Annotated in this window: 16 protein-coding genes; 10 read left to right on the top strand and 6 right to left on the bottom strand. The window is 65.1% G+C overall.

Annotated elements, in window-relative coordinates; genetic code table 11:
- Positions 1 to 19 precede the first annotated feature (19 nt).
- From ASD73_RS11900 to ASD73_RS11890, 3 genes are all read left to right on the top strand, one after another.
- The gene (locus ASD73_RS11900) at positions 20 to 1189 is read left to right on the top strand and encodes an acetyl-CoA C-acetyltransferase (protein ID WP_056372575.1); all 1170 of its coding nucleotides are present in this window, start codon (positions 20 to 22) and stop codon (positions 1187 to 1189) included.
- A 115-nt stretch (positions 1190 to 1304) separates the two neighbouring features.
- Positions 1305 to 2087 carry an SDR family NAD(P)-dependent oxidoreductase gene (locus ASD73_RS11895; RefSeq protein WP_037516562.1) on the top strand — a complete coding sequence of 261 codons (783 nt, stop codon included), beginning with the start codon at positions 1305 to 1307 and terminating at the stop codon, positions 2085 to 2087.
- A 1-nt stretch (position 2088) separates the two neighbouring features.
- Entirely contained in the window at positions 2089 to 2526 is a 438-nt protein-coding gene (locus ASD73_RS11890; protein WP_056372572.1) for an acyl-CoA thioesterase, read from the top strand.
- Here the strand turns inward: ASD73_RS11890 and gmk are convergent.
- Entirely contained in the window at positions 2523 to 3185 is a 663-nt protein-coding gene (gene gmk, locus ASD73_RS11885; protein ID WP_056372570.1) for a guanylate kinase, read from the bottom strand. The genes ASD73_RS11890 and gmk overlap by 4 nt on opposite strands.
- Positions 3186 to 3265: 80 nt before the next feature.
- Here gmk and ASD73_RS11880 point away from each other — a divergent pair, with 80 nt between their 5' ends.
- Entirely contained in the window at positions 3266 to 3829 is a 564-nt protein-coding gene (locus tag ASD73_RS11880) for a DUF2585 domain-containing protein (protein WP_056372568.1), read from the top strand.
- Here the strand turns inward: ASD73_RS11880 and ASD73_RS11875 are convergent.
- The 4 genes from ASD73_RS11875 to ASD73_RS11860 are packed head-to-tail and all read right to left on the bottom strand — an operon-like array spanning position 3826 to position 6439.
- On the bottom strand, positions 3826 to 4194 hold the full coding sequence (locus ASD73_RS11875) for a hypothetical protein (RefSeq protein ID WP_235534349.1): 369 nt from the start codon (positions 4192 to 4194) through the stop codon (positions 3826 to 3828). The two genes, ASD73_RS11880 and ASD73_RS11875, sit on opposite strands and share 4 nt — an antisense overlap.
- A gap of 52 nt (positions 4195 to 4246) precedes the next feature.
- Positions 4247 to 5641 (bottom strand): class II fumarate hydratase, encoded by a 1395-nt coding sequence (fumC, locus tag ASD73_RS11870; protein WP_056372565.1) that lies wholly within the window; start codon positions 5639 to 5641, stop codon positions 4247 to 4249.
- Positions 5638 to 5952: a hypothetical protein gene (locus ASD73_RS11865; RefSeq protein ID WP_056372563.1), complete on the bottom strand. Its 315-nt coding sequence runs from the start codon at positions 5950 to 5952 to the stop codon at positions 5638 to 5640. Before ASD73_RS11865 ends, fumC begins: the two co-directional genes overlap by 4 nt.
- 4 nt (positions 5953 to 5956) lie before the next feature.
- Complete coding sequence (locus ASD73_RS11860) at positions 5957 to 6439, bottom strand: SspB family protein (RefSeq protein ID WP_056372561.1); 483 nt, start codon at positions 6437 to 6439, stop codon at positions 5957 to 5959.
- A gap of 87 nt (positions 6440 to 6526) precedes the next feature.
- On the opposite strand from ASD73_RS11860, the gene hisB reads away from it, so the two are divergent.
- The 5 genes from hisB to ASD73_RS11835 are packed head-to-tail and all read left to right on the top strand — an operon-like array spanning position 6527 to position 10354.
- On the top strand, positions 6527 to 7114 hold the full coding sequence (gene hisB, locus ASD73_RS11855) for an imidazoleglycerol-phosphate dehydratase HisB (protein WP_056372559.1): 588 nt from the start codon (positions 6527 to 6529) through the stop codon (positions 7112 to 7114).
- Between the two features lie 10 nt (positions 7115 to 7124).
- Complete coding sequence (gene hisH / locus ASD73_RS11850; protein WP_056372557.1) at positions 7125 to 7733, top strand: imidazole glycerol phosphate synthase subunit HisH; 609 nt, start codon at positions 7125 to 7127, stop codon at positions 7731 to 7733.
- The gene (hisA, locus tag ASD73_RS11845) at positions 7721 to 8455 is read left to right on the top strand and encodes a 1-(5-phosphoribosyl)-5-[(5-phosphoribosylamino)methylideneamino]imidazole-4-carboxamide isomerase (protein ID WP_056372555.1); all 735 of its coding nucleotides are present in this window, start codon (positions 7721 to 7723) and stop codon (positions 8453 to 8455) included. The genes hisH and hisA overlap by 13 nt, the downstream gene beginning before the upstream one ends.
- Positions 8452 to 9216 (top strand): imidazole glycerol phosphate synthase subunit HisF, encoded by a 765-nt coding sequence (gene hisF, locus ASD73_RS11840; protein ID WP_056372553.1) that lies wholly within the window; start codon positions 8452 to 8454, stop codon positions 9214 to 9216. The genes hisA and hisF overlap by 4 nt, the downstream gene beginning before the upstream one ends.
- 49 nt (positions 9217 to 9265) lie before the next feature.
- Positions 9266 to 10354 carry a calcium:proton antiporter gene (locus tag ASD73_RS11835; protein WP_056372552.1) on the top strand — a complete coding sequence of 363 codons (1089 nt, stop codon included), beginning with the start codon at positions 9266 to 9268 and terminating at the stop codon, positions 10352 to 10354.
- Positions 10355 to 10358: 4 nt separating this feature from the next.
- Here the strand turns inward: ASD73_RS11835 and ASD73_RS11830 are convergent, their stop codons facing one another.
- A complete protein-coding gene (locus ASD73_RS11830; RefSeq protein ID WP_056372550.1) occupies positions 10359 to 11495 on the bottom strand; it encodes a beta-ketoacyl-ACP synthase III in 1137 nt (378 codons plus the stop codon).
- Between the two features lie 190 nt (positions 11496 to 11685).
- Between ASD73_RS11830 and ASD73_RS11825 the strand changes: the two genes are divergently transcribed.
- Positions 11686 to 12237 (top strand): hypothetical protein, encoded by a 552-nt coding sequence (locus ASD73_RS11825; RefSeq protein WP_056372548.1) that lies wholly within the window; start codon positions 11686 to 11688, stop codon positions 12235 to 12237.
- Positions 12238 to 12271 lie beyond the last annotated feature (34 nt).

Below are 12271 nucleotides of genomic sequence, written 5' to 3'. Positions count from 1 at the left end.
GCAGGAAAGGAATTCTCCCATGGCTACTGCTTATATCGTCGACGCTGTCCGCACCGCGGGCGGCAAGCGCGGCGGCCGCCTCGCGGGCGTCCATCCCGTCGACCTCGGCGCCGCGGTGTTCGACGCGATCGCCGACCGCAATGATTTCGACACCAAGGCGATCGACGACGTCATCACGGGCTGCGTGTCGCAGGGCGGGCAGCAGACGATGGATCTCGGCCGCAACGCGGTGCTCGCCTCGAAGCTCCCCGACTCGATCCCCGCGGTCACCATCGACCGTCAGTGCGGCTCGTCGCAGCAGGCGATCCAGTTCGCGGCGCAGGCGGTGATGTCGGGAACGCAGGACATCGTGCTCGCGAGCGGCATCGAAAGCATGACGCGGGTGCCGATGGGCACCGTCGCGACCCTGTTTATCAAGGAAGGGCTCGGCCATTATAAGTCCGAGCGGCTCGAGGAAAAATATCCCGGCATCATGTTCAGCCAGTTCATGGGCGCCGAGATGATCGTCAAGAAGCATGGCTTCACCAAGGACGACCTCGACGCCTATGCGCTCGAAAGCCATCGCCGCGGCGCCGCCGCGACCGAGGCAGGGCATTTCAAGCGCGAGATCGTTGGCGTCGAGATCGACACGCCCGAGGGCCGTCAGCTCCATCTGGTCGATGAAGGCATCCGTTTCGATGCGACGCTCGAGGGCATTGCCGGCGTCAAGCTGCTTCAGGAAGGCGGTGCGATCACTGCAGCGTCGGCGAGCCAGATCTGCGATGGCGCCTCGGCGGCACTTGTTGTGTCGGAACAGGCGCTCAAGGACCATGGTCTGACCCCGCGCGCGCGCATCCACCATATTTCGGTGACCGCGGGCGATCCGGTGATCATGCTCGAAGAGCCGCTGTTCGCGACCGAACGCGCGCTCAAGAAGGCGGGCATGACGATCGGCGACATCGACGCCTATGAGGTCAACGAGGCGTTCGCGCCGGTGCCGCTCGCCTGGCTCAAATATCTCGGCGCCGATCCCGCGCGGATCAACCAGCATGGCGGCGCGATCGCGCTCGGCCACCCGCTCGGCGCTTCGGGCACCAAGCTAATGGCGACGCTGCTCGGCGTGCTCGACGCGACCGGCGGCAAATATGGCCTGCAGACGATGTGCGAAGGCGGCGGTCAGGCCAACGTCACGATCATCGAGCGGCTTTAAAACTTCTCCCCTCCCGCTTGCGGGAGGGGTCGGCGGAGGGCCTGTTCGTTGGCAGTCCCCGACATCCCCACCCAAACCCTCCCCTGAAGGGGAGGGCTTTTTTCAGGAGAAACCCATGAAACTCGATTCCACCGTCTCCGCCGTCGTCACTGGCGGTGCTTCGGGCCTCGGTGCGGCCACCGCGCGCGCGCTCGCCGCGAAGGGCGTCAAGGTCGCGATCTTCGACCTGCAGGAAGAAAAGGGCCTCGCGATCGCGGCCGAACTCGGCGGCATTTTCTGCGAGTGCAACGTCACCGACGACGCGTCGGTCGACGCCGCCTTCGCCAAGGCGCGCGAAGCGCACGGCCAGGAACGCATCCTCGTCAACTGCGCGGGCACCGGCAACGCGATCAAGACCGCGAGCCGCAGCAAGGAAGACGGCAGCATCAAGCATTTCCCGCTCGATGCGTTCAACTGGATCATCCAGATCAACCTCGTCGGCACCTTCCGCTGCATCGCCAAGTCGGCGGCGGGCATGCTGACGCTCGATCCGATGGAAGACGGCGAGCGCGGCGCGATCGTCAACACCGCTAGCGTAGCGGCCGAGGACGGCCAGATCGGTCAGGCCGCTTATTCGGCATCGAAGGGCGGCGTCGTCGGTATGACGCTCCCCATCGCGCGCGATCTTGGCAACGAGAATATCCGCGTCAACACGATCCTGCCCGGCATCTTCGACACCCCGCTGCTCGCGGGCGCGCCGCAGCCGGTGCGCGATGCGCTCGGCGCCTCGGTGCTCAACCCGAAGCGTCTCGGTGTCCCCGCGGAATATGCCAATCTCGCGATGTGCATGATCGAGAATGGCTATTTCAACGGCGAGGACGTCCGCCTCGACGGCGGCATCCGCATGGCGCCGCGCTGACATGCCGAAACCGGAAAGCTGGCGGCTCGATGCCGCCAGCTACCCCGTCTGCATCGATTTGCAGACGCGTTTCCAGGACATGGACATCAACGGCCACCTCAACAATGTGGCCTTTGCCGTTCTGTTCGAGAGCGGCCGTGTGTTGCTCAACCGGCAAATTCGCCCATGGGACGAGCGTCCCGCGAACGAGCGCACGATGGTCGCGGCGGTCGAGATCAACTATCTTGCCGAGGGCAATTTCCCCGACCCGGTGCAGATCGCGACGGGCATCGGCCGGCTCGGCACCTCGAGCTGGACGATCGTGCAGGCGATGTTCCAGAATGGCCGGCCGATAGCGACGTGCGACACCGTCGTCGTGTGCCGCACCGATGGACAGGCGAAACCGCTCCGCGCCGAGATGGTCGCGGAACTCAACGCCAATCTGGTGAAGCCAGTCTAGAGATTCTTGTCGGCGTCGGGGACCGAACGGATCAGATCGCGCGCGAAACCGATCAGGCCGATCTGGCGGCGACGCTTCAATCGCTCGGCGCGCAGGATCGCGCGGACCTCATCGAAACAGCCTTCGACATGGTCGTTGATCAGCACATAGTCATAACCGTCCCAGTGGCTGATCTCGTTCGCGGCGCGTTCCATGCGCGCGGCGATCACCTCGTCGCTGTCGGTGTTGCGCGAGCGCAGGCGCCTTTCGAGCTCCTCCATCGTCGGCGGCAGGACGAAGACGCGCACGACATCGGGACCGGCCTCCTGATACAGCTGCTGCGCGCCCTGCCAGTCGATGTCGAACAGCACGTCCTTGCCCGCATCGAGCAGTTCGTCGACCCGCGCGCGGGGCGTGCCGTAACGATGGCCAAAGACATGGGCCCATTCGAGGAATTCGCCGTCGGCGGCCATCTTCTTGAAGGTTTCGGTGTCGACGAAATGATAATGGACGCCGTCGATTTCGCCCGGACGCGGCGGGCGGGTCGTCGCGGAGATCGAGAGCGCGATATCCTTGTCGGCTTCGAGCATCATGCGCGAGATGGTGGTCTTGCCCGCGCCCGAGGGCGACGAGAGGACGAATAACACGCCGCGGCGGTTCAGGTGGACGCTTTCAGCCATGGGCGCTATTCGCCAAAGCAGCCGCGCGGGTCAAGCGTCGTATGCGGGTTCCACGTCCGTGGAACAGGGGGGAGCCGGGCATGGCAGAAATTTCACGAACCGGATGGCTGGTGGCCGCCGCGCTGGTCGCGCTGCTCGCGGCGATATTGCTCGGCATGGGCCGCCCGCCGATCTGTCCGTGCGGTACGATCAGCCTGTGGCACGGCAGCGTCCAGTCGAACCAGAACAGTCAGCAGATTTCGGACTGGTACAGCTTCAGCCATGTGATCCACGGCTTCATCTTCTATGGCGTGCTGCGCTGGATTCTGCCGCACCGGCCGCTCTGGGTGCCGCTCGCCATCGCGATCGGCGTCGAGGGCGCGTGGGAAATCCTCGAAAATTCGCCGATTATCATCGATCGCTATCGCGAAGTGACGATGGCGTTCGGCTATTCGGGCGATTCGGTGCTCAATTCGGTGAGCGACACGCTGTTCATGGTGTTGGGCTTCGTCGCCGCCAGCAAGATGCGCTGGTGGGTGACGGTGGCGTTAGCCATCGTCTTCGAGCTTTTCACGCTCTGGACGATCCGCGACAATCTGACGCTCAACGTGCTGATGCTGGTCTCGCCGGTCGAGGCGATCAAGGAATGGCAGGCCGGCGCTTAGTGTAGCGAGCTGCTGCGCGCATGCCCTTCGACCGGGATCGCGGGCGGCAGGGCATCGCCCATCATCTGCCCGTCGGTCGGCACTTTCGCAGTCCCGGCATAGGTGTCGACCACGCCCGCATTTGCGAGTTCGGAGTCGAGCGCATGCGCCTCGGCCGCCGCCTTGCGGGCCTCGGCCCGCTCGGCCCATTTCTTGGTGAGATAACCCGCCGCGACCGTCGCCGCGAGGACCGCGTAACGCTGCGGGAACAGGCGCCGCGCCGCGAACAGCGTGCCTGCACCGATGACTGCACCGGCCATGGGATGATTGCCCTTCTGGCGTCCGATAGCGCTTCCAAGAACGCCGCCTACGATACGACCGATCATCTTCATCTCTCCTTCCCCTAATCAATCCCCGGAAGGCCCCGCGGGTTCCCGCTCAGCCTTCGGGGCCCAGCATCGTGCGCGGATCGACGACGCGGTCGAAGGTTTCGCCGTCGACATAGCCGAGATCGAGCGCGGCTTCTTTCAGCGTGCTGCCGGTTTCATGCGCGTGCTTCGCGATCTTCGCGGCCTTGTCATAGCCGATCTCGGGCGCGAGCGCGGTGACGAGCATCAGCGAACGGTTCATCAGCTCGTCGATGCGGGCGCGATTGGGTTCGATGCCGACGACGCAATGTTCGGTGAAGCCCGCCATGCCGATCGCCAGCAGTTCGATCGAGCGCAGCACGTTCGATCCGATCAGCGGCTTGAACACGTTTAGCTCGAGATGGCCCTGGAGCCCGCCGACGGTCACCGCCTGATGGTTGCCGATGACCTGCGCGGCGACCATCGTCAGCATCTCGCACTGCGTCGGATTGACCTTGCCCGGCATGATCGAGCTGCCGGGCTCGTTCGCGGGCAGGTCGAGTTCGCCCAGCCCCGCGCGCGGGCCCGAGCCGAGCAGACGAATATCGTTCGCGATCTTGGTGAGTGCGACGGCGAGCGTGTTGAGCGCGCCCGAGAAAAAAACGAGCCCGTCGTTCGATGCCAACGCCTCGAACTTGTTGGATGCGGGTTCGAACGCAATTCCGGTGCTTTTCGACAGCTCGGCGGCGATCGCGACGTCGAATCCTGCGGGCGCGTTTAGCCCGGTGCCGACCGCGGTGCCGCCCTGCGCGAGCTTGCAGATATCGTGGGCGAGCGCGCCCTCGATCCGCGCACGGCACGCGACCAGCTGCTGGGCATAGCCCGAAAACTCCTGGCCCAGCGTCAGCGGCGTCGCGTCCTGCAAATGGGTGCGCCCGATCTTGACGATATCGCTCCATGCGTCCGCCCTGGCGGCGAGCGCGTCGGTCAGCTCGATCAGCGACGGCAGGAGCCGCGCGGTCGTCTCGACCGCGACCGCGACATGCAGCGCGGTCGGGAAGCTGTCGTTCGACGACTGGCCCATGTTGACATGATCGTTGGGATGGACGGGCGATTTGCCGCCGCGCGTCCCGGCGAGCGCCTCGTTGGCGATGCCCGCGATCACTTCATTGGCATTCATGTTCGACTGGGTGCCGCTGCCCGTCTGCCAGATCGCGAGCGGGAACTGGTCGTCATGGCGGCCGGCGACAACGGCCTCAGCCGCGGCGTCGATCGCGTCGGCGAGGCTGCCGTCGAGCCCATGGCTGCGATTGACCCGCGCCGCCGCACCCTTGATCCGCGCGAGCGCGTGGACGATCGGCATCGGCATGCGCTCGTGCGCGGGGAATGCGAAATTGTGGCGGCTGCGTTCGGTCTGCGCGCCCCAATAGACGTCGGCGGAAACTTCGATCTCGCCGATACTGTCGCTTTCGATTCGCGTGCTCATGCCACCAGCATCCTTGTCACCAGAACCGACCCCGCCCAGATCATCGCGACCAACCCCAGCATCTGCCAATATCCACCCTCGCCGACGCGGCGGCGCAGCCATGCGGCGGCAAGCCATGCGAGCACGAGCGCGGGGGTCAGGATCAATACGCTAAAGCGCAGCAGGCCATCGGCAATCTGTCCACGCGGAGCATCGCCCTGCGCCAGCGCATAGCCCTCGACACCCCACCAGAAGGCAGCCGTGAGCACGACCATGCCCGCGAGGGCCCAATATTGCCAGAAACGGCTGGGAGGCCATGCGGGGCCGCCCATTGCGTCAGCGCTTCTTGCCGAAGTCCACCGTCACGACGTTCGATCCATCCTCGGTGGTAACTTCGGGGCGGTCGTTGTCGGCTTCGTCATGCGGTTCGGGCTGCGTCTCGTCGTCGTCGCTGACCTGGAACTGCAGCCCGAAATCGACCGACGGATCGACGAACGCAGTGATCGAAGCATAGGGGATGACGAGAATCGACGGCGTCTGGTTGAACGACAGGCCGACGCTGAAATGATCGTCCTCGACCTTCAGATCCCAGAAGCGGTTTTGCAGCACGATCGTCATTTCGTCGGGGAATTTTGCGATCAGATGCGCGGGAATATCGACGCCGACGGCCTGCGTCTTGAAGGTGATATAGAAATGATGTTCGCCGGGCAGGCTGTCATAACCGACGATCTGGCTGAGCACGCGGCCGACCACGGCGCGCAGCGCGTCCTGCACGATTTCGTCATAGGGAATCAGGCTGTCGCGTACATCGTCACTCATGGGGCGAGGGGATGAACGCGCGCCGCGCGCCGGTCAAGGGGGGAGAATCGCCTTGCAACGCGAAATACAGGCTCTAAGGCGTGCGCCATGCGTACCGCCACCGTCCAGCGCACGACCAAGGAAACGGATATCGCGATCGCCGTCAATCTTGACGGAACTGGCGAATATTCGGTGTCCACCGGCATCGGTTTCCTCGACCATATGGTCGAGCAATTGTCGCGCCATTCGCTGATCGACATCTCGATGCAGGTGAAGGGCGACCTTCATATCGACCAGCACCATACCGTCGAAGATTCGGCGCTCGCGCTCGGCGAAGCGGTGGCGAAGGCGCTCGGCGACAAGCGCGGCATCGCCCGCTACGGCGAGGCGCACGCGCCGATGGACGAGACGCTGACGCGCTGCGTGCTCGACATTTCGGGGCGCCCGCACTGCGTTTACAAATCGACTTTCTCGCAGCCGCGCCTCGGCGAGATGGACACCGAGATGTTCCCGCACTGGTTCCACAGCTTCGCGCAGACCGCGGGGATCACGCTGCACATCGAAATGCTGTACGGCGAGAACAACCATCACATCGCCGAAAGCATGTACAAGGCGCTCGCGCGCGCGCTGCGCCAGGCAGTCGAGATCGACCCGCGCAAGGGCGACGCCATCCCCTCGACCAAGGGGGTCCTCTGAGGACCGGCCAATGAGCTTCATTGCCCTGATCGACTATGGCGCGGGCAATCTTCGCTCGGTGCATAATGCGCTCGTCGCGGCGGGCGCGGACAATGTTGCCGTCACCGCCGATCCCGATGTCGTCGGACAAGCCGACCGCATCGTGCTGCCCGGCGTCGGCGCGTTCGCGGCGTGCATGAACGGCTTGTCGGCGATTCCCGGGTTGGTCGATGCCATGGACCGGCGGGTGCGCGGCGAGGGCGCTCCCTTCCTCGGCATCTGCGTCGGGATGCAATTGCTCGCCGACGCGGGCGAGGAACATGGGCGGCACGCCGGGCTTGGCTGGATCGGCGGCACGGTGCGGGCATTCGAGCCGGCGCCGGGGCTGCGTATCCCGCACATGGGCTGGAACGACGTGATCCCCTCGTTCGCGCATCCGGTAATCGCGGCGGGCGAAGCCTATTATCTCCACGGCTATCATTTCGCCGACGCGGTCGATGTCGCCGCCACCAGCAGCCATGGCGCGACCTTCGTTGCCGCGGTGGCAAAGGACAATATCGTCGGCGTCCAGTATCATCCCGAAAAAAGCCAGGCTTATGGCCTCGCCACGCTCGAAAGGTTCCTCAATTGGCGGCCCTGACCATCTTCCCCGCGATCGACCTCAAGCGCGGGCAGGTGGTGCGGCTTGCCGAGGGCGATATGTCGCGCGCGACCGTCTATGGCGACGATCCGGCGGCGCAGGCGCGGCTGTTCGCGGACGCGGGCGCATCGCACCTGCATGTTGTCGATCTCGACGGCGCCTTTGCGGGGGAAAGCGTCAACGGCGCGGCGGTCGAGAGCATCATCGCGGCCTTTCCGGGCAAGGTGCAGGTTGGCGGCGGGATCCGTGACCGCGCCGGTGTCGACCGCTGGCTCGCGCTCGGCGTCGAGCGGGTGATCATCGGCACCGCGGCATTGAAGGATCCCGAATTCGTCAAATCGGCGGCGCGCGATCTGCCCGGCCGGATCGTCGTCGGCGTCGATGCGCGCGATGGCATGGTCGCGACCGAAGGCTGGGCCGATGTCTCCGATGTGCGCGTCGAGGATCTCGCGCGGCGGTTCGAGGATGCGGGCGTCGCGGCGTTACTCTTCACCGACGTCGGCCGCGACGGGCTGCTCAGGGGCTGCAATGTCGAGGCGACGGTTGCGCTCGCACAGACGGTCGCCATTCCGGTGGTCGCGTCGGGCGGCGTTGCCGACATCGGCGACATCCATGCACTGCGCCCGCATGTCGCAAATGGCGTCGAAGGCGTCATCACCGGCCGCGCGCTCTACGACGGCCGGCTCGATCTCGCCGAGGCGATTGCGGCGGGGGCGGTGTGACCGTCCGCGTCCGCGTCATTCCCTGCCTCGACGTCGCCGACGGCCGCGTCGTGAAGGGGGTCAATTTCGTCGACCTGCGCGATGCGGGCGATCCGGTCGAGGCTGCGCGCGCCTATGACGCCGCGGGCGCCGACGAACTCTGTTTCCTTGATATCAGCGCCAGCCATCAGGGCCGCGGCACCTTGCTCGACATGGTCAGCCGCACCGCCGAAGTCTGCTTCATGCCGCTCACCGTCGGCGGCGGCGTACGCAGCGCCGAGGATGCCCGCGCGCTGCTGCTCGCGGGCGCCGACAAGGTCGCGGTCAACAGCGCCGCGGTTGCGCGCCCCGAGCTCGTCGCCGACATCGCCGACCGTTTCGGCAGCCAATGCGCGGTCGGCAGCATCGATGCGCGGCGCGTCGAAGAGGGCCGCTGGGAAATCTTCACCCACGGCGGCCGCAAGCCCACGGGGATCGACGCGCTGGAACATGCCGTGCGCCTCGCCACCCTCGGCGCGGGCGAATTGCTCGTCACCAGCATGGACCGCGACGGTACGAAGGATGGTTACGACCTGACGCTCACGCGCGTGATCGCTGATGCGGTGAGCGTGCCGGTGATCGCTTCGGGTGGCGTCGGCAATCTCGACCATCTCGTCGCGGGCGTGATCGAAGGCGGCGCCAGCGCGGTACTCGCCGCGAGCATCTTCCATTTCGGCGAAGCGACGGTCGCCGAAGCGCATGCGCGGCTTGCCGCCGCCGGATTGCCCGTCCGCTCGCATTAAATCCCGCGTCGGGGTGGTCATGCGGGGAGGGGGCTGCAATAGAAGCCCCATGACTTCCAAACTCCGCCTCGCCGATCGTACCAACGATATCTTCCCGATCCTCGGCTTTGTTGCCGCGATGGCGAGTTTCGCCATGCCGCTCAATTCCTGGCTAGTCGCCTTCATCCTGATGGGTGCGGTCATCGCGGCGGTTCACCATGCCGAGGTCATCGCGCACCGCGTCGGCGAGCCGTTCGGCACATTGATCCTCGCGCTCGCGGTGACGGTGATCGAGGTCGGGCTGATCCTGACGCTGATGCAGGCCGAACCCGAAAAGGCGCAGACGCTGGCGCGCGATACGGTGTTCGCGGCGGTGATGGTGATCCTCAACCTGTTGATGGGCCTCTGCCTGCTCAGCGGCGCGATCCGCCATCACGAGCAGCGTTTCCAGCGTACCGGCATCGGTGCCGCGCTCGCGACGCTCACCGTGCTGACGGTTGTGACGCTCGTCCTCCCCAATTTCACGTCGAGCGTACCGGGGCCCTTTTATTCGGCGACGCAGCTTGGTTTCGTCGCAGCCGTTTCGCTGATCCTCTATGGCACCTTTGCGCTGGTGCAGACGGTTCGCCACCGCGACTATTTCCTTCCCGACGGCGATGCCGATGGCGACGGCGAGCCCGACGCGCACGCCGCACCGCCGAGCGTCCAGCGCACCGCGATTTCGGGCGCACTGCTGCTCGCCAGCCTGTTCGCGGTCGTTCTGCTCGCGAAGAATCTGTCGCCGATCATGGGCGCGCTGCTCGCCGACTGGGGAGCGCCCCCCGCGGTGCTCGGTGTGCTGATCGCGGCGCTGATCCTCGCGCCGGAAGGTTTGGCAGCCGTGCGCGCAGCGAAGGCCGACCGCCTGCAGACGAGCCTCAACCTCGCACTCGGATCGGCGCTGGCGACGATCGGCCTTACCATTCCGGCGGTCGCGATCCTGTCGATCATGACCGACCTGCCGATCAGCCTCGGGCTCGATGCCAAGTCGACCGTGCTCTTGTTCCTGTCGCTGATCGTGTCGGTGCAGACGCTCGCGAACGGCCGCACGACCGTGCTGCAGGGGGTGATTCACCTGATGTTGTTCGCGATCTACTTGTTCACGACCTTCGTACCGTAAGGCCTCACGTCTTGCGGACGAACACTGTTCCCGCCGAATAACCCGCGCCGAACGAGCAAATCAGTCCGGTATCGCCTGCGACCATATCCTCATGGTGCAGGTGGAAAGCGATAATCGACCCGGCGCTCGACGTATTGCCATAGGTGTCGAGCACCGTCGGGCTCTCGTCGTCGCTCGCCTCATGCCCCAGCACGCGCTGCGCGATCAGCCGGTTCATATTGGTGTTCGCCTGGTGCAGCCACAGACGGCGCATGTCGCTGCCTTCGAGGTTCAGCACCTCCATCTGCTCGACGATCAGATTGGCAACCCACGGCACGACTTCCTTGAACACCTTGCGGCCTTCCTGGACGAACAGCTTGTCGCTGTGCGGTCCCGACTGGTCGATCCCGCCATGGCCACGGTTGAGGAAACCGAAATTGTTGCGGATGTTGTTCGAGAATTGCGTCTTGAGCTTGGTCCCGAGGATGTCCCAATGGCCTGCGGGCGCGATAGTCTTGTCCTCGACGAGGATCGCGGTCGCGACGTCGCCGAAGATGAAATGGCTGTCGCGGTCGCGCCAGTTGAGGTGGCCCGAGCAGATTTCGGGGTTCACGACGAGCACGCTCTTCGCATGGCCGGCACGGATATAGTCGGCGGCGGTCTGGATACCGAAAGTTGCCGACGAGCAGGCGACATTCATGTCGAAGCCGAAGCCGTCGATCCCGAGCGCGTCCTGAATTTCGACCGCCATCGCGGGATAGGGGCGCTGCATGTTCGACGCCGCGCAGAGGACCGCGTCGACTTGCGAAGCATCGCGCCCCGCGCGTGCGAGTGCGTCCTTCGCCGCGAGGACGCCGATTTCGGCGAGGACCGACAATTCGTCATTGCTTCGCTCGGCGATCCGGGGTGCCATATGTTCAGGATCGAGAATGCCCGCCTTGTCGACGACGAAGCGCGACCCGATGCCACTCGCCTTCTCGATAAATTCGACGCTCGATTCAGCCAGTTCGTCGATCTCGCCGGCCGCGATGGCGGCTGCATTTTTCCTATTGTGCAGCGCAACATACTTGTTAAAACTTGCGACAAGTTCTTCGTTGGAGATGCGTTCGGCGGGGGTGAAAAGGCCGGTCGAGGAAATGACCGGCTGCGGTGTGTGCGACATGATGGACCTATTGTGCCTTGGAATTTGAGGCCCGCTAATTAGGCCCGGTCGCATCGCGGCGCAACGCCTCGCGATTGTCTGAACGATCGCCGACATCATGGTTAACCCGCCACTAACCATTTTGGTGGCAGACTGTTTGATGCAGGCCTCCGGGGGGATGGCTCCCCGGGCGCCGTGCGGGAGCATGACCATGGCGACGCGTTCGGGACCGGCAGCAGGCGACCTGTCGATATCGGAAATCAAGGAATTTGCGGGTTTTCCAGCGGCGACGCAGCGCTACATTCGCCGTTCGCTCGATATCGGGCTCGAACGCGACGATGCGATTTCGCGCTGGTCGCGCGACATGGTCGAGGAAACCGCGATCCGCGTCCAGGCACGCGTCTATCAGCGACTGCACGAAATCCGCGGGCATATTCCCGACGATAGCGGGCTCGACGCGCTCGAACATTTCATGGCGCCGCTGATCGCGGTGTCGGCCTTCGACCTTGGGCAGGACCGGCTGCACGCCTTTGCGCCCTATCGCTTCCTCTATGAACGGCTGCTCGGCGCGCATGCGCGGCCGTGGCTGCCCGGTGCCTTTTGCGCCGCGGCATCGCTGCCGCACCTCCACCCCGACAAGCGCAAGCTGCTTCTCCAGTCGATCAGCGAAGCCGCGGCGACTGCGCCGGGCTGGTCGGCGCGCGAGCCGAGCTTCTATCCCGAATGGGTCGACAAGATCGACGAGACCAAACCCGCGAATTGACAGGGCAGGGCGGCGCCCGTCGGGATGCCGCCCG

This window comes from Sphingopyxis sp. Root154 (assembly GCF_001427105.1).
GTDB lineage: Bacteria > Pseudomonadota > Alphaproteobacteria > Sphingomonadales > Sphingomonadaceae > Sphingopyxis.
The sequence above is the reverse complement of the archived record's forward strand: the minus strand, read 5'-3'. Positions and strand labels throughout refer to the sequence as shown.

Coding starts and splice junctions, on each gene's coding strand:
- ASD73_RS11865 (WP_056372563.1), bottom strand. CDS start 5,952: ATGGGCGGCCCCGCATGGCCTCCCAGCCGTTTCTGGCAATATTGGGCC.
- ASD73_RS11900 (WP_056372575.1), top strand. CDS start 20: ATGGCTACTGCTTATATCGTCGACGCTGTCCGCACCGCGGGCGGCAAG.
- hisH (WP_056372557.1), top strand. CDS start 7,125: ATGAGCTTCATTGCCCTGATCGACTATGGCGCGGGCAATCTTCGCTCG.
- ASD73_RS11825 (WP_056372548.1), top strand. CDS start 11,686: ATGGCGACGCGTTCGGGACCGGCAGCAGGCGACCTGTCGATATCGGAA.
- ASD73_RS11880 (WP_056372568.1), top strand. CDS start 3,266: ATGGCAGAAATTTCACGAACCGGATGGCTGGTGGCCGCCGCGCTGGTC.
- hisB (WP_056372559.1), top strand. CDS start 6,527: ATGCGTACCGCCACCGTCCAGCGCACGACCAAGGAAACGGATATCGCG.
- ASD73_RS11895 (WP_037516562.1), top strand. CDS start 1,305: ATGAAACTCGATTCCACCGTCTCCGCCGTCGTCACTGGCGGTGCTTCG.
- ASD73_RS11835 (WP_056372552.1), top strand. CDS start 9,266: ATGACTTCCAAACTCCGCCTCGCCGATCGTACCAACGATATCTTCCCG.
- ASD73_RS11830 (WP_056372550.1), bottom strand. CDS start 11,495: ATGTCGCACACACCGCAGCCGGTCATTTCCTCGACCGGCCTTTTCACC.
- fumC (WP_056372565.1), bottom strand. CDS start 5,641: ATGAGCACGCGAATCGAAAGCGACAGTATCGGCGAGATCGAAGTTTCC.
- ASD73_RS11875 (WP_235534349.1), bottom strand. CDS start 4,194: ATGATCGGTCGTATCGTAGGCGGCGTTCTTGGAAGCGCTATCGGACGC.
- ASD73_RS11860 (WP_056372561.1), bottom strand. CDS start 6,439: ATGAGTGACGATGTACGCGACAGCCTGATTCCCTATGACGAAATCGTG.
- ASD73_RS11890 (WP_056372572.1), top strand. CDS start 2,089: ATGCCGAAACCGGAAAGCTGGCGGCTCGATGCCGCCAGCTACCCCGTC.
- gmk (WP_056372570.1), bottom strand. CDS start 3,185: ATGGCTGAAAGCGTCCACCTGAACCGCCGCGGCGTGTTATTCGTCCTC.